This window comes from Streptomyces sp. NPDC047108 (assembly GCF_040643575.1).
Classification (GTDB): Bacteria; Actinomycetota; Actinomycetes; order Streptomycetales; family Streptomycetaceae; genus Streptomyces.
In genome coordinates this window covers 14,882-31,680 of sequence record NZ_JBEYUP010000003.1, presented here as the reverse complement: position 1 = coordinate 31,680, position 16,799 = coordinate 14,882, and the positions used below count along the sequence as shown (strand labels likewise).

Annotated in this window: 8 protein-coding genes; 4 read left to right on the top strand and 4 right to left on the bottom strand. The window is 71.8% G+C overall.

Annotated elements, in window-relative coordinates; all coding sequences use genetic code 11:
* Positions 1-5: 5 nt before the first annotated feature.
* Positions 6-2,843: a stealth conserved region 3 domain-containing protein gene (locus ABZ822_RS08475; protein WP_360848953.1), complete on the top strand. Its 2,838-nt coding sequence runs from the start codon at positions 6-8 to the stop codon at positions 2,841-2,843.
* A gap of 108 nt (positions 2,844-2,951) precedes the next feature.
* Here ABZ822_RS08475 and ABZ822_RS08470 read toward each other — a convergent pair whose 3' ends face one another.
* Positions 2,952-7,904, bottom strand: coding sequence for an NAD-glutamate dehydrogenase (locus tag ABZ822_RS08470; protein ID WP_360848950.1), 4,953 nt, complete (start codon positions 7,902-7,904; stop codon positions 2,952-2,954).
* Between the two features lie 420 nt (positions 7,905-8,324).
* Between ABZ822_RS08470 and ABZ822_RS08465 the strand changes: the two genes are divergently transcribed.
* Entirely contained in the window at positions 8,325-8,891 is a 567-nt protein-coding gene (locus ABZ822_RS08465; RefSeq protein ID WP_360848947.1) for a DJ-1/PfpI family protein, read from the top strand.
* A 214-nt stretch (positions 8,892-9,105) separates the two neighbouring features.
* On the opposite strand, the gene ABZ822_RS08460 is transcribed toward ABZ822_RS08465, so the two are convergent.
* Both ABZ822_RS08460 and ABZ822_RS08455 read right to left on the bottom strand, forming a co-directional pair.
* Positions 9,106-9,789, bottom strand: coding sequence for an HAD family hydrolase (locus ABZ822_RS08460; protein ID WP_360848944.1), 684 nt, complete (start codon positions 9,787-9,789; stop codon positions 9,106-9,108).
* Between the two features lie 37 nt (positions 9,790-9,826).
* Positions 9,827-10,342 carry a hypothetical protein gene (locus ABZ822_RS08455; protein ID WP_360848941.1) on the bottom strand — a complete coding sequence of 172 codons (516 nt, stop codon included), beginning with the start codon at positions 10,340-10,342 and terminating at the stop codon, positions 9,827-9,829.
* 281 nt (positions 10,343-10,623) lie between these two features.
* On the opposite strand from ABZ822_RS08455, the gene ABZ822_RS08450 reads away from it, so the two are divergent.
* Positions 10,624-11,253 carry an Rv3235 family protein gene (locus ABZ822_RS08450; protein WP_360848938.1) on the top strand — a complete coding sequence of 210 codons (630 nt, stop codon included), beginning with the start codon at positions 10,624-10,626 and terminating at the stop codon, positions 11,251-11,253.
* 958 nt (positions 11,254-12,211) lie between these two features.
* Here the strand turns inward: ABZ822_RS08450 and secA are convergent.
* A complete protein-coding gene (secA, locus tag ABZ822_RS08445; RefSeq protein WP_360848935.1) occupies positions 12,212-15,040 on the bottom strand; it encodes a preprotein translocase subunit SecA in 2,829 nt (942 codons plus the stop codon).
* A 356-nt stretch (positions 15,041-15,396) separates the two neighbouring features.
* On the opposite strand from secA, the gene ABZ822_RS08440 reads away from it, so the two are divergent.
* On the top strand, positions 15,397-16,578 hold the full coding sequence (locus ABZ822_RS08440) for a crosslink repair DNA glycosylase YcaQ family protein (RefSeq protein WP_360848931.1): 1,182 nt from the start codon (positions 15,397-15,399) through the stop codon (positions 16,576-16,578).
* The last annotated feature ends 221 nt before the right edge of the window (positions 16,579-16,799 follow it).

The window sequence follows — 16,799 nt, the reverse complement described above, 5'->3', positions numbered from 1 at the left end:
GACTCATGAAGATCACGTATCTGCTCACCTGGGGCGACGAGATGGGCGGCACCGAGCTGGCCGCCTACACCCAGGCCGCCCACCTCGCGCCGCGCCACGACGTCGAGGTGCTGAGCGTCTTCCGGACCCGGCCCGAGCCGTTCTTCGCGGCCGCCCGGTCCGTACCGCGCCGCTATCTGGTCGACCGGACCGGGCCCTACGAGCGTCCGGTGCGCCCCACCGCGCTCGGCGAGGACGCCTGCCGCACCCTCGCCTCCCTCCCGAGCGAGCTGATCCGGCCGTCCTGGGAGTCCACCTTCGACCGGCTCTCGGACATCGAACTCACCGCGGCCCTGGGCGCGTTGGACTCCGACGTCCTGGTCACCACCACCCCCGCACTTCTGGCCGCCGCCGCCGAGCTGGCCCCCGCCCGTACGGTGACCGTCCACCAGGAGCACCGAGCGTCCCAGTTGCGCGGCGCGAGCGGCGAGCCGCTGCTGGTGTACGCGCCGCGCGTCGACGCGCTGGTCTCGCTGACCGAGCGCACCCACGACTGGTTCGCCGACTCCCTCGGCCCGTCCGCGCCCGAGCTGGCCGTCATCCCCAACGCCGTGCCCGACGGCTTCCGTCCGCGCTCCGACCTCGGCAGCCGGACCATCGTGCTCGCCGCCCGGATGACGCCCGAGAAGCAACTCGACCACGCCGTCACCGCGTTCGCCCGCGTCGCGGACGACCACCCCGGCTGGCGGATGCGGATCTTCGGCGACGGCCCGCAGGAGGTCGCGCTCCGCCGCCTCGTCGAGGGGTACGGCCTGCACGACCGGGTCGAACTGCTCGGCCGCTCCGCGGAGATGGAACAGGAGTGGGCCACGGCGAGCCTGTGCCTGCTGCCGTCACGCAACGAGGCGTTCCCGCTCGTACTCCTCGAAGTCTTCGCGGCGGGCGTGCCCGTGGTGGCCTACGACATCGTGACCGGTCCCGCCGAGATCGTCCGGCACGGGACCGACGGCCTGCTCGTACCGCCCGGCGACATCGACTCCCTCGCCGTGGCCATGGACAAGCTGATGGGCGACGACGCCACGCGGTGCGCCTACGGCCGGGCCGCCCGCGACGGCGTGCGGGAGCGGTTCTCCGCCGAGCGCGTCACCGCCCTGTGGGAGGAGTTGTTCGGGCGCCTGACCGCCCGCCGCGACGCCCCCGAGCGGCTCGCCGCCCGCGCGGACCGCACCGGCCTGCGCATCGCCGCCGGCGGCACCCGCAGCTTCGCCGTCGCCGCGCCCGCCACCACCCTGGCCGCCTCCGCCGACGAGCAGAAGGCGCGCGAGGTGCTGATCCAGGCCCAGGACCGCACGGGACGTCTGGTGCGCTCCGCCGGGCGCCTCGCCGAGGTGCGCGACGACCTCACCGCCCGGGACATGGCCGACCTCAACCTGGAGATCACCACACGGGCCCTGGAGGAGGGCGCGGTCCCGTACCTCCTGCTGCGCGACACCCGGACCGGCCACCGGGTCGCCGTCCCCGCCGAACACCGGGAGCGGGCGTGCGGCGCCCTGGCATCCGCCCTCCAGGGCCTTCCCGTGTACGCGGAGCTGATCGGCCCGCGCGGCGCGGCCCCCGGCGCCCTGCTCGCCGAACGGCTCGGCGGAGCGGGCGAGGTGGCGGGGCTGCGCGTCTTCAAGCCGGTGACGTCCGAGAGCAGGACGCTGCGCTACGGACCCGCGTACGGCTGCACGGTCGAATTCTGGACGGAGGACGAGGGCGAACACGGTGACCCCTGGGCGGCGGGCTGGCGCCGCGCCCCGCGCGGCACCACCCTGCGCGGAGCGCGCCTGCCCTCACTGCGCCCGGACGCCACGCTCCGCGTCGGCGAGCGCGAGCACCCGGCGTCCTCGGCGTTCACCGAACTCCTCATGTGGGACGTCGACTTCCCCGTCGACGCCGTCTACACCTGGGTGGACGACGGCGACCCGCGCTGGCGCGCGAAGCGGGCGGCGTGGACGGAGCGCGCGGGCGGCGGCCGGGACGCCGACAGCGGCGACGTCCGCTTCCGCAACCGCGACGAACTCCGCCACTCCCTGCGCTCCCTGGCCATGTACGCGCCCTGGATCCGGAACGTCCACCTCGTCACCGACGACCAGGTGCCGGACTGGCTGGACACCTCGGCGCCGGGGCTGCGCGTGGTGGACCACCGGGAGATCTTCGCCGACCCCGGCGCACTGCCGACCTTCAACTCCCATGCCATCGAGAGCCAGTTGCACCGGATCGACGGCCTGGCCGAGCACTTCCTGTACCTGAACGACGACGTGTTCCTCGGGCAGCCGCTGCGCCCCGACACGTTCTTCCAGAGCAACGGCGCCGCGCGCTTCTTCCGCTCCCCCACGGCGGTCCCGCCGACCGCCGTCACCCCGGACGACGAGGGCTACATCGCGGCGGGCAAGAACAACCGCGAGCTGCTGAGGGAGACCTTCGGCCGCGTCGCCACGCACGGCTTCCTGCACGCGCCGCACCCGCTGCGACGCAGCGTCCTTACGGAGATCGCCGACCGCTTCCCGGACGAGGTCGCCCGCACCGCGGGCAGCCGGTTCCGGTCGCACACCGACCTGTCGGTGACGTCCTCGCTCCACCATCACTACGGCTATCTCACGGGGCGTTCGGTCCCCTCGACGCTCTCCTGCTCCTTCGTGAACGCGGGCCGCTACGACCACCACGCGCTGCTGGGCCGCCTGCTGGCCGCCCGCAGCCACGCGGTCTTCTGCATCGGTGACTCGGCGGAGGCGGAGGTCCCCCCGGAGGAACAGGACCGCGTGCTCCGCGCCTTCCTGACGGCGTACTTCCCGGTCCGGTCCCCGTACGAGAAGGACTGACGGGGCGCTCCGCCAGGACAGTGCCCGTACACGCCGGAGCCCGGCGGCCGCCACGCGCCGCCGGGCTCCGGTCCGGTACCGGAATCTGAATCGGTACCGGTAGGCCGCTTACTGATGCGTCCGCAGAAGCTGCCGCATCGTCCGCATCGCCACCGACAGGTTCGCCAGGTCGAAGGAGTCCGACCCCTGGATCTCGTCGAGCGTCGTCTTCGCCCGCGACAGGATCGCCGCGTTCTTCTGCTCCCAGGTGCGGTACCGCTCCTCCGGCGTCGCCCCGCCGTTCGCCGAGGCGAGGATGTCGGAGGTGAGCGCCGCGTGCGCGGCGAACAGGTCCTCGCGGATCGCGGCGCGCGCCATCGACTGCCACCGGTCGGTGCGCGGCAGTTCGATGATGCGGTCCATGAGGCGGCTGATCTTCAGCCGGTCGGCGAGGTCGAAGTAGACCTCGGCGACCTCCAGCGGGGTCTTGCCCGTACGGTCCGCGATCGCGACCACGTCGAGCGTCGGGAAGGCGGAGGAGAAGCCCGCGACGCGCTGGGCCAGCTCCGCCGGGACGCCCGCCTCGGTCAGCTCGTCGTAGATGTTCTGGTACCACTCCAGGTCGCCGCCCTTGAGCAGTTTCGGCAGCTGGGCCCAGACCTCGGCGACCCGCTCTCCGAAGAACTCGATGTTCTCGGCGAGCCCCAGCGGCTGCGGCCGGTTGCCCAGCAGCCAGCGCGTGGCGCGCTCGACCAGACGCCGGGAGTGCAGCCGGATCCGGGTCTGGACGTCGGCGGCGGCCTTGGTGTCGAGGGACTCGACCTCGTCCCAGACGTCGCCCAGCTTGAAGATCGCTCGAGCCGCGGTCTGGGCACGCACGACCTCCTCGGTGGAGGCCCCGGTCTCTTCGCGCATGCGGTGCAGGAAGGTCGTACCGGCGCTGTTGACCGTGTCGTTGACGAGGACCGTGGTCACGATCTCCCGGCGCAGCGCGTGGTTGTCGATGTGCTCCATGAACTGCTCGTTGAGCGCGCTCGGGAAGTACGCGTGCAACAGCCGCTGGAGGTACGGGTCGTCCGGCAGATCGGTCTCGATCAGCTCCTCGGCGACCGTGATCTTCAAGTAGGCCAGGAGGACGGCCAGTTCGGGCTGGGACAGCCCGCGCCCGGCACTGAGCCGTTCGCGGATCTGCCGGTCGGAGGGCAGGAACTCCAGGTCACGGTCGAGGCGGCCGTCGCGCTCCAGGCGGCGGATGTAGCGCTGGTGGGCGTGGAGCAGGCTGGGCGCCTGGGCGACGGCGTTGGCCAGGGCCACGTTCTGCGCGTAGTTGTTGCGCAGGACGAGCGCGCCGACCTCGTCCGTCATCTCAGCGAGCAGCTTGTTGCGCTGCTTGACGGTCATGTCGCCGTCCTCGACGACCTTGTTGAGGAGAATCTTGATGTTCACCTCGTGGTCGGAGGTGTCGACACCGGCGCTGTTGTCGATCGCATCGGTATTGATCTTGCCGCCGTGGGAGGCGAACTCGATCCGGCCGAGCTGGGTCAGGCCCAGGTTGCCGCCCTCGCCGACGACCTTGGCCCGCAGGTCCTGGCCGTCCACGCGGATCGCGTCGTTGGCCTTGTCCCCGACCTCGGCGTGCGTCTCGGTCGACGCCTTGACGTACGTACCGATGCCGCCGTTCCACAGCAGGTCGACCGGCGCCTGGAGGATGGCCTTCATCAGGTCGGCCGGGGTCATCTTGGTGACCTTGGCCTCCAGCCCGAGGGCCGTCCGCATCTGCGCGTTGATCTGGATCGCCTTGGCCGAGCGCGGGAAGATGCCGCCGCCCTGCGAGAGGAGCGAGGTGTCGTAGTCCTCCCAGGAGCTGCGCGGCAGCTCGAAGAGCCGGCGGCGCTCGGCGTACGAGACGGCCGCCTCCGGATTCGGGTCGATGAAGATGTGGCGGTGGTCGAAGGCGGCCACCAGACGGATGTGCTCGGAGAGCAGCATGCCGTTGCCGAACACGTCACCGGACATGTCGCCGACGCCGACCGCCGTGAAGTCCTGGGTCTGGCTGTCGTGGCCCAGTTCGCGGAAGTGGCGCTTGACCGACTCCCACGCGCCGCGGGCGGTGATGCCCATGCCCTTGTGGTCGTAGCCCGCCGAGCCGCCGGAGGCGAAGGCGTCCCCGAGCCAGAACCCGTACGCCGTGGCGACCTCGTTGGCGATGTCGGAGAAGGTCGCGGTGCCCTTGTCCGCGGCGACGACGAGGTAGGTGTCGTCCTCGTCGTGCCGGACGACGTCCCCCGGGTGCACGACCTCGCCGCCGACCAGATTGTCGGTGATGTCGAGCAGACCCGAGATGAACGTCTTGTAGCAGGCGATGCCCTCGGCCAGCCACGCGTCGCGGTCCACGCTCGGGTCCGGCAGCCGCTTGCCGACGAACCCGCCCTTCGCGCCGACCGGCACGATCACGGTGTTCTTGACCATCTGCGCCTTGACCAGGCCGAGGATCTCCGTACGGAAGTCCTCACGCCGGTCGGACCAGCGCAGACCGCCGCGCGCGACCTTGCCGAAGCGCAGGTGGACGCCCTCGACGCGGGGCGAGTACACCCAGATCTCGTACGCCGGGCGGGGCGCCGGGAGGTCGGGGATGGCCTGCGGGTCCAGCTTCATCGAGAGGTAGCCGTGCGGACGGCCGTCCGCGTCGCGCTGGAAGTAGTTGGTGCGCAGGGTGGCGGTGATGACGGTGAGGAAGGAGCGCAGGATGCGGTCCTCGTCCAGGCTGGCCACCTGGTCCAGCGCCGCGTCCACCTCCTCCAGCAGCGCGTCGGTCAGCTCGACGCCCGCGCCCTGGCGCGCCGGGGACATCCGGGCCTCGAAGAGGTTCACCAGCAGCCGGGTGGTGTGGACGTTGTCGCGGAGGGTGTCCTCCATGTAGTCCTGGCTGAAGGTGGAGCCCGCCTGGCGCAGGTACTTGGCGTAGGCGCGCAGCACGGAGGCCTGCCGCCAGGTCAGCCCGGCGCGCAGCACCAGCACGTTGAAGTTGTCGTTCTCGGCCTGGCCGGTCCAGACGGCGGCGAAGGCGTCCTGGAAGCGCTCGCGGGCGTCGTCGGCGAGCAGGTCGCCGCCGTTCTGCGTCGGCGCGGGCATGCGCAGACCGAAGTCGTAGATCCAGGCGCTGGAACGGTCGTTGCACCGCAGCTCGTAAGGCCGCTCGTCGACGACTTCGACACCGAGCCGGGTGAGGACCGGCAGCACGGCCGAGAGGGAGACCTGGCCGCCGGAACGGTAGATCTTGAAGCGGCGCTCGCCGGGGGCCGCGCCCACCGGCTCGTACAGGCTCAGCTCGAAGTCACGCTCGCCGCCCTCGGGGGTGAGGAGCTCCAGGTGCTGGAGGTCGGAGACGGCGGCACGCGGCGAGTAGTCCGCCTTGTAGCCCTCCTCGAATGCCTGTGCGTAGCGCCGCATCAGCTCCGCGGCCCGCTCCTCGCCGACCTCGGCGTTCAGCGCCTCGGAGAAGCCGTCCTCCCATGAGCGGGCGGCCTCGGCCAGCCGGGTCTCGACGCGCTCGGCGTCGGCCTCGGTCAGGTCGGGCAACACGGTGCCGGGCTCGACACGGACGACGAAGTGCAGCCGGGTCAGCACCGACTCGGTGCTCATGAGCGTGAAGTCGGCGCTGATGCCGCCCAGTTCCTCCATGAGGATGGTGGTGAGGCGCTGCCGGACGGTGGTGTTGAAGCGGTCCCGCGGCAGGTAGACCAGCGCCGAGTAGTAGCGGCCGTACTCCTCCTGGCGCAGGTAGAGCCGCAGCCTGCGGCGCTCCTGGAGGTACAGCACGCTGGTGACGGTCTCGCGCAGCTTGTCGACGGGCGTCTGGAACAGCTCGTCGCGCGGGTAGGTCTCCAGGATCTGCAGCAGGTCGCGGCCGTCGTGGCTGTCCGGCGAGAAGCCCGCCTGCGCCAGCACCTCGCCGACCTTGCGGCGGATGACCGGGACGCGGCGCACGGACTCGGTGTACGCGGCCGAGGAGAAGAGGCCGAGGAAGCGGCGCTCGCCCACCACGTTGCCCTGCTCGTCGAACTTCTTGACGCCGACGTAGTCGAGGTAGGAGGGGCGGTGCACGGTGGCACGGCTGTTGGCCTTGGTCAGGACGAGCTGCTTGTGCTCACGCGCCTTGGCGCGGGCGTCGGCGGGCAGCCGGTTGAAGGACGGCGACACGGGGTGGCCGTCGGCCTCGGCGTGGGAGGGGTCCGAGCGCAGTATTCCGAGACCGGTCCCGGGGACGGCGGTGAGCACGTCCTCCTCGTCGCCGTTGGTCGCCTCGGTCGTGAGCTGATACTCGCGGTAGCCGAGGAAGGTGAAGTGGTCGTCGCTCAGCCAGCGCAGCAGCTCGCGGGCCTCCTCGACCTCCTCGCCCGGCAGGTCGTCCGGGCGGGTCTCGGTCGGCAGGGTGTCTGCCAGGCGGAGCGCGGCGTCGCGCATCTTCTCCCAGTCCTCGACGGCCTCGCGGACGTCGGAGAGGACACGGAGCAGACCGGCGTTGATCTGCTTGAGGTCGGCGCGGTCGGTCTCGCGGTCGGTCTCGACGTGGATCCAGGACTCCACCAGCGCGTCGTGCGGCAGGTCGCCGCCGCGGGCCGACGTCCCGGCCAGCACCTCGATCAGCTTGCCGGTGACATCACGGCGGACGACGATCTGCGGGTGCACCACGACGTGGATGCCGCGGCCCTGCCGGGACAGCTCATTGGTGACCGAGTCGACCAGGAAGGGCATGTCGTCGGTCACGACCTCGACGACCGAGTGGCTGCAGGTCCAGCCGTTCTCCTCGACGGTCGGGGTGTGGACGCGCACGTTCGCCGTGCCCTGGGGACGGGTCTCGGCGAGACGGAAGTGCGAGAGCGCGGCTCCCAGGATGTCGTCCGGGTCCCGGTCGGCGAGGTCCTCGGGTGCCGTGTGCAGGTAGTAGCGCTGGAGGAACGTCGCGAGAGCCTCCGGTTCGAGGCCCTGCACCGGATGTTGCCCCCCGGCAGGGCTGTTCTCAGCTACCCGGGCCGCCCGTGCGAGCAGCTCGGTCTTGGCTTCGTCCAGCTTGGTCTGCATGTCCTCTAGCTCCTGTCGCGCGCCGTTGCGTGACGTCGGTGGTGATGGTGGTGATGAAGGCGGCAGTGGGCCGTGACGCGGGATCTCCGGTCGTAGTCGACGTTATGCCTCGATGAGAGATGGCCGGGGCGTCCACGGGCGTGTTGGCCGTCAGCTCCCGGAGCGAGGGACCAGCGACGTCCGGGGCCGTACGGCTCTCCGGGCGCAGGGCAGGGGCCTCGGCGCCCCCGCGACGTATCGCGCTGATCACGGGACAAGGCTATCGCCCCCTCCCCCGGGGTCGTCATGGGCCATCCGCGTACAAAACCTGGCCTGGAAGTTTGACGTTCTGGACAGCGACGCGGCGGCTCTTGGCAAACCGGGATACGCGGTGTTGGTTGGCCTTGGGGGTACAAATCGGACACTGCGGAGGTGGGAGCGATGGCGCCCAAGATCTTGATGGTGACCGGGGACGCCGCGGAGTCGCTGGAGGTGCTCTACCCTTACCAGCGGCTGCGCGAAGAGGGCTACGAGGTGCACATCGCCGCCCCCAGCCGGAAGAAGCTGCAGTTCGTGGTCCACGACTTCGTGGACGGCTTCGACACGTACACCGAGAAGGCCGGCTACACCTGGCCCGCCGACCTGGCCATCGCGGATGTCGACCCGGGGCAGTACGTGGCCCTGGTGATCCCCGGCGGGCGGGCTCCGGAGTATCTGCGCAACGACCCCGAGCTGCGGAAGGTCCTCAAGTCGTTCTTCGACTCCGACAAGCCGGTCGCGCAGATCTGCCACGGCCCGCTGATGACGGCGGCGATCGACGGGCTCAGCGGGCGGCGGGTGACGGCGTATCCGGCGCTGGAACTGGACATGCAGGCGGCGGGCGCCTCGTACCGGGACGCGGAGGTCGTGGTCGACGGGTCGCTGGTCTCGTCCCGGGCCTGGCCGGACCACCCGGCGTGGATGCGCGAATTCCTCACGGTGCTGCGGGACAAGGCCCCGCTGGCCTGACGGGTCGGGACGGCCCGGCCTCCCGGGAACCACGGGAGTGCCGCACGGGGCGCAGGGGGCGGTGCGGGCGCTCGGGTGCATGGGGCCGGTACGCGGGGCGCGTAGGCGAGGGCGAGCGGACGGAGCGGGAGCGGGTTTGCGTACGGGTGCCGGGGGCCGGTGCGGGTTGGGTACGGGTGCGGGTGGCGTACGGGCCGTTGCGTCGCCGTACGGGTCAGGCTCCGCCGCCGTAGAGGTCCTCGGCCGCCTCGACGGCCTCGGCCAGGCTGTCGACCACCGGCACCCCGGCCGTCTCCAGGCTGGCGCGGCTGTGCGAGCCGCCCGTGTAGAGCACGGCCCGTGCCCCGACGTGGGCCGCCGCGACCGCGTCGTCCACCGCGTCACCGATGACCACGACGCGGTCCGGGACGGCGGCTCCGTCGAGGGCGGTCAGATGGCGGGCCATGTGCGCGGCCTTTCCGGTGTCGGAGGGCCCGATCCGCCCGTCGACCCGGATGAAGTGCTGCTCGATGCCGTGGGTCCGCACGATCGGGAGCAGGCGGTCGTGCGGGGCCAGTGAGCACAGGGACTGGGTGAGCCCGGCGTCCTGCCGGTCGGCGAGCAGCTGTCTGGCGCCGTCGGTCAGCGCGGCGGTCTCGGCCCGCATCCAGTAGTGGCGGTGGAAGGTCTCGTCCATGGCCTCCCACTCCTCCTCCGTGGGCAGCCGCCCCAGCAGGCGCTCGTAGAACCGGGGCACGGGAACGCAGTACAGCTCGCGGTAGCGGTCGAGCGTGATCGGCGCCAGGCCGATCTCGGCGAACGAGGCATTGGTCGCCTCGATCACCGCGTGGATGTCGTGGAACAGCGTCCCGTTCCAGTCCCAGACGATGTGCGTCCCGCGAGCAGCGTGCGTCCCCATGGAGAGACCGTACCCAGTGGGTACGACAGGGCGGCTCTCAGGCGTCTCCGCCGACGAGGTTCGGGATCTCCTGCGTCGCGTACCAGAGCAGTTCGTGGTCGTCCGCGCCGTCGACGGTGAACTGCGCGTCGTCGTCGCCGACGTCCGCGGCGCCCAGCGCGGCCGCGGCGGCCGCCACATCCGCCTCGGCGTCGCCTGCGTCCACATGCACGGCCGCGATCCGGGAGAACGGCACCGGACGCGCTATGCGCACGGCACCCAGCGAGGAGGCGTCCAGCCCGCGGTCCGGGTCGGCCGGCGCGGTCCCGTCGGGCACGTCCACGGCGACGACGACCCTGCGGCGCGGGGACTGCGGGTCTCCCGCGAGCATGCGCAGCGAGGCCTGGGCGGCGCGGGTCAGCGCCGCGTACTCCAGCTCCTCGATGTTGTCGGAGACGTACCACTCGCGCAGGGCCGGGGTGACGGCGAAGGCGTCCAACGGGCCGGGCCCCAGCTCGCCCGCCTTGGAGATCGCTGCGAGACCGGGAAGTGTCGTGGGGACGTAGACGCGCATGGCTGCAGCATACGGGGCCCGGGTCCCCCTTCGGGGTGAAGCGGGCCCACGCCGGCGCCGCTCCGGACGTCCGCCAACGCCCGCTCCTCCGGCGCCATTTCGGCCTACGGGCCCGGTCCGAGGGGCTTTCCGCCCGGACCGTCACCCGGATAGGTGAACCTGTCGAAGGGCTCCCGGCGAGGGGTGCGGTCGTTGCACGCCGATGGCCCGCCCCCGTAGAAGTCTGCGCAGCGAAGTTACTGCCCGGTACCGAACCTGGAACCGGCCGAGACCGCGGGGGCATGATCATGGACCACACCAGGAGGCGGCCGCCGGGCCGCGCGACCGACCGCCGTACCGAGAGCCGTACCGAGAGCCGCCGCGCCGCCGGTCGGCAGGGCCCGGGCCGCGGGCCCCTCGCGGGACCGGGCCGCGGGCCGGTCACGGGTGCCGGAGTCGCACCGCCGAGGCGGGGCGATGCGGTACGACCACCGGGCCGCCCGGGCCCGGGCGGCGGGCCGCCGTCCGGCGGGGCGGCGGCCGCGCTGCGCAGGCGCGAGCGGGACCGGCAGCCGCGCTACTGGTTCGCCCACCGGCTGCTGCTCGTACTGAGCGGCGCGAAGCCGGTCCACTGGATGCTGGGGCACACACTCGGCGCCGCGTACGACCAGCTCGTACAGCTCGCGCCGCTCATGCCCCTGCGCCCGACAACCGGTCCGGGCGGGCGCTCGGCGACACCCGTGGTGACCGGCTGCGGCGAGTACCGGCCGGCACCGGGGGTCATCGAGGCCTTCGCCCGCGTCCGGTCCGGCGACCGGCTGCGTGCCGTGGCCTTCCGGCTGGAGCGCGGGCGGGACGAACGCTGGCGCTGCTCAGCCGTGGAACTGGGCGGCCCGCCCACGCAGCCGAGCGGAACCTGCCAACGCGCCTGACAGGCGTGGTGCGCGGACAGGGCCGCGGCTGGCCGGGCGGGCACTGGGGACACACGACGGGGCCCCGGCGCGAGTGAGGGCGGGGACGGGGGCGGCTCCGGCCGTTACGACGGCTCGGGCGCGGCACGACGGCCGGACCCGGCACGACTCCGGCTTCTGCGACGGCACCGGTGCTCGGTCGCCTACGGGCCGCCGCGCCATGCGGACGGCCCGGCGCCTCGGGGCCGCCGTACGGCGCCCCTGGCCCGGCGTGACGGACCACCTGACACGGCTCCGGTCGTACGGCGGCCCGACGTGGCCTCCGGCCCTACGGCGGCTCCGGTGCGGCATGACGGTCGGGGCCCGGCGGGGCAGCCCAACTCTGCGCGGCCGCCCCCGGCACGCAGCCGTCCGCTGTACTGAACCCAGCGGCGGCGTGCTGGGTCGCCCGGCACGGCATGCGGGCGGCCCGGCACGCATGCGGGTGGCCCGGCATGCGGGCGGCCCGGCGGGCGGCCTCCGGCCTGCAACCGCCCCAGGGTGCGTGACGAGCGCCCGGGCGGAGGCCTGCCGCAGCTCTGGCCCTACATACGCGGCCGGGCCGTACGACAGCCCCGGCGCAGCGCGACGGTCGGCCGGAGCGGCACGACGGTCCGGGCCGGCACCACTCCCCCTGCAGACGGCGGCAGTGCACGCCTGTCCGTAGGAGACCGCAACGCGCGGCCGTCACCGCCCAGCGGCTCCGGCACGGCACGGCACGGCATGGCCAGGCGGACCGGCGCGGCCCGGCCGTGCAGCGGCCGCCCGTCAGTCAGCCGTACGGCGACCCGCCGGCGCGGCGGACGGGCCCCCGCCGAGCCGACCGCGCCCGCACCGGGGTGCCCGCGCAAACAGCCGGGACCGACACAACGGACCGGGCCACCTCCCCGAGGTGGCCCGGCCCGTTACGCGGTGGGCTGCGTCGCGCGCGACGCTCGCGCTACTTCTTGCGGCGGCGCCCCGCGGACTTCTGCGCCTTGCGACGCTCGGCCCGGGTCATCCCGTCCGCCTCGGAGCGGGCGGGTACGCCGTCGGTGGTGAAGTCGCCCTCGACGATGCCGCCCTCACCGTCCACCTTGGGCGCGGAGAAGTGCAGCCGATCCGGGCGCTGCGGGGCCTCCAGGCCCTTGGCGCGGATCTCCGGGCGGCCTCCGGCCGCGGCCGGGACGGCGTCCTGCGGGGCCTTCTCCAGGCTGGCCTTCTCGGCGGGCTCGGAGACCGGGACCTCCTCGACCTGCTGCTCGACCTGGACCTCCAGGTTGAACAAGTAGCCGACCGACTCCTCCTTGATGCCCTCCATCATGGCCGTGAACATGTCGAAGCCCTCGCGCTGGTACTCGACCAGCGGGTCCTTCTGGGCCATCGCGCGGAGGCCGATGCCCTCCTGGAGGTAGTCCATCTCGTAGAGGTGCTCGCGCCACTTGCGGTCCAGGACCGACAGGACCACGCGCCGCTCCAGCTCACGCATGATGTCCGAGCCGAGCTGCTTCTCGCGCGCGTCGTACTGCTCGTGGATGTCGTCCTTGATCGACTCGCTGATGAACTCGGCGGTGATCCCGGCACGGTCGCCCGCCGCGTCCTCCAGCTCCTCGATGGTGACCTTGGTCGGGTAGAGCTGCTTGAACGCGCCCCACAGACGGTCGAGGTCCCACTCCTCGGCGAAGCCCTCGACCGTCTCGGCCTGGACGTACGCGTCGATCGTGTCGTCCATGAAGTGGCGCACCTGCTCGTGCAGGTCCTCGCCCTCCAGGACGCGGCGGCGCTCGCCGTAGATGACCTCGCGCTGCCGATTGAGGACCTCGTCGTACTTCAGGACGTTCTTACGCGTCTCGAAGTTCTGCTGCTCGACCTGCGACTGGGCGGAGGCGATGGCGCGGGTGACCATCTTGTTCTCGATCGGCACGTCGTCGGGGACGTTGGCCATCGCCATGACGCGCTCGACCATGGCCGCCTTGAACAGACGCATCAGGTCGTCGCCCAGCGACAGATAGAAGCGGGACTCGCCCGGGTCGCCCTGACGGCCGCCACGACCGCGGAGCTGGTTGTCGATCCGGCGCGACTCGTGCCGCTCGGTGCCCAGCACATAGAGGCCGCCGAGGGACTTGACCTCCTCGAACTCGGCCTTGACCGCAGCCTCGGCCTTCTCCAGCGCCGCGGGCAGGGACGCCGCCCACTCCTCGGGGTGCTCGGCCGGGTCCAGGCCGCGTCCGCGCAGCTCGGCCTCGGCCAGCTCGTCCGGGTTGCCGCCGAGCTTGATGTCCGTACCACGGCCGGCCATGTTCGTGGCGACCGTGACCGCGCCCTTGCGGCCCGCCTCGGAGACGATCTGCGCCTCACGGTCGTGCTGCTTGGCGTTGAGGACCTCGTGCCGGACGCCGCGCTTGCTGAGCTGCTGCGAGAGGTACTCGGACTTCTCGACGGAGGTGGTGCCGACCAGGACCGGCTGGCCCTTGCGGTTCTTCTCGACGATGTCCTCGACGACCGCGTCGAACTTCGCGGGCTCGGTGCGGTAGATCAGGTCGGACTGGTCGACGCGGGCGACCGGGCGGTGCGTCGGGATCGGGACGACGCCGAGCTTGTAGATCTGGTGGAACTCGGCCGCCTCGGTCATGGCCGTACCGGTCATGCCGGAGAGCTTGCCGTAGAGGCGGAAGAAGTTCTGCAGGGTGATCGTGGCGAGTGTCTGGTTCTCGTCCTTGATCTCGACGGCTTCCTTGGCCTCGATGGCCTGGTGCATGCCCTCGTTGTAGCGGCGGCCCGCGAGGATACGGCCGGTGTGCTCGTCGACGATCATGACTTCGCCGTCCATGACGACGTAGTCCTTGTCGTTCTTGAACAGCTCCTTGGCCTTGATCGCGTTGTTGAGGTAGCCGACGAGCGGGGTGTTCACCGACTCGTAGAGGTTGTCGATGCCCAGCCAGTCCTCGACCTTGGTGACGCCGGACTCATGGATGGCCACGGTCCGCTTCTTCTCGTCGACCTCGTAGTCGCCGGTCTCGTCCAGACCCTTCTGCGGGTTGGCGGCCTCGCCCTTGGTCAGGCGGGTGACCAGCTTGGCGAAGTCGCCGTACCACTTGGTGGCCTGGTCGGCCGGACCGGAGATGATCAGCGGGGTGCGCGCCTCGTCGATGAGGATCGAGTCGACCTCGTCGACGATCGCGAAGTTGTGGCCGCGCTGGACGAGTTCGTCCTGCGACCAGGCCATGTTGTCGCGGAGGTAGTCGAAGCCGAACTCGTTGTTCGTGCCGTACGTGATGTCGCAGGCGTACTGCTCGCGGCGCTGCGCCGGGGTCATGTTGGCGAGGATGCAGCCGACATCGAGACCGAGGAACTTGTGGACGCGGCCCATCCACTCGGAGTCACGCTCGGCCAGGTAGTCGTTCACCGTGATCAGGTGGACGCCCTTGCCGGAGAGTGCGTTGAGGTAGGCGGGCAGGGTGCCGACGAGGGTCTTGCCCTCACCGGTGCGCATTTCGGCCACATACCCCATGTGGAGGGCCGCGCCGCCCATCAGCTGGACGTCGTAGTGGCGCTGACCGAGCACGCGCTTGGCGCCCTCACGGACGGTGGCGAAGGCCTCGGGGAGCAGGTCGTCCAGGCTCTCACCGTCGGCGTACCGCTCCTTGTACTCGTCGGTGAGCGCCCGCAGCTCGGCGTCGGAGAGGTTGACGAAGTCCTCTTCGATGGAGTTGACCTGGCCCGCGATGCGGTGCAGTTTGCGCAGGATCTTGCCTTCGCCTGCACGCATGAGCTTGTTGAAGACGGACACGTAGGTTGGTCTCCTTGCCGGTCGGGCCTGGCACGGTCGGGGTGCGCGGGCACGGCGGGGTCAGCCCCCACCGCAACGGCCATCGTAAGTCAGGACACCTCCGTGCCGGGAGGTCCGTGGGTACGAAGGACCGGTGTCACCCTCAGGAGAACGGGCGACCGGCGCGGATGGTTTCCGGATCACCGGTCCGGAGACCGTGGAGGGACAGCTCGCCGGGGCCGCGACCCGGGGCGCCGGGTGGCGGTGGTGGCGCGCCGCCGGGGGAGGCGGTGGCGGCGGGCGATGGCCCCCTCCGGTGCCGGGACGGGTCGTCCGGGCCCGGGTCATTGTCAGTGCCCGGGTCTAGGGTGCCGCGCATGACGACGATGCCGACTCCGACGCCACGGCCAGTGACCGCACTCTCCGCCGACGAGGCGCGGCGGACGGCTCTGCGCGCCCAGGGCCTGCTCGGCGCCCCGGACCGGCGCGGCGGGGCGCGCGGGGTGCTGCGTCATCTCGGTGCGGTGCAGCTGGACACGATCTCGGTACTGGCCCGGTCCCATGAGCTCGTGCCGTACGCGCGCCTGGGACCCGTCGGGCGCCCCTCGGTCGAGTCGGCGTACTGGACCGGGACGCACGCCTTCGAGTACTGGTCCCACGCGGCCTGCATCCTGCCCATCGAGGAATGGCCGCATTTCGCCTTCCGTCGCCGTGCGTACCGTGACCGGCCGCACTGGCACCACGACCTGCCCGACAGCGCGTACGACGCCGTGATCCAGCAACTGCGCGCGGAGGGGCCGCTGACCGCCACCGAGCTGGGCGGCGCCAAGAACGGCGGCGAGTGGTGGGACTGGTCGGAGACGAAGGTCGCCGTCGAACGGGCGCTGATGTACGGCGAGGTGGTCTGCACCGAGCGACGTGGCTGGAAGAGGGTGTACGACCTCGCCGAACGTGCCGTCCCCGGTGCGCTGCTGCACGACGAGCTGGACGACGCCGAGTGCGTGCGGCGGCTCGTGCGGCTGGCCGGGCAGTCGCTGGGGATCGGGACGCGGGCGGACATCGCTGACTACCACCGGCTCAAGGGCGAGCAGGTCGACGCGGTGATCGCCGACTCGGGTCTGGTCCCCGTCGAGGTCGAGGGGTGGGGCAAGCCCGCGTGGGCGGATCCGGAGGCTCTCGCGTCCGAGCCGCGCGGGCGGCACCGTACGACGCTGCTGTCACCGTTCGACTCCCTGATCTGGGACCGGCCGCGCACGGAGCGGATCTTCGGCTTCACCCACCGGCTCGAGGCGTACGTACCGAAGCCCAAGCGCATACACGGCTACTTCGCGATGCCACTGCTCTCCGGCGGGCGGCTGATGGGCCGCGTCGACCCCGCGCGGGAGGGAAGGACGCTCGTGGCGCGGCAGGTGTCGCTGGACGGGCGGAAGGCGGTTCGGCCGATGGCGTATGCGTTGCGGGAGGCCGCGGCGTGGGTGGACTGCACATCGGTGCGCGTGGAGCGGGTGATGCAGCCGGAGCTCACGGTCGCGCTGACGGAGGCGCTGGCCGACGGCTGAGACGTGCCGACCCCGGGAGGTTTCATGTGAATCGGCAGCTGGGGAACGGCCGTCAAGGAGCGGGCAGTTGGCCGGATCGGATCGAGCGGATCCGAGGCGGCCGGGGCTCCGGTGCGGCCGGGCTACGAGGTTGCCGGACTCCGAAGCTGCCGGACCTCCGAGGCTGCCGCAGCTCCCGCGCGGGCCGGTCGCCAGGCGGCACGGCCGGTGCAAGGGAGGCG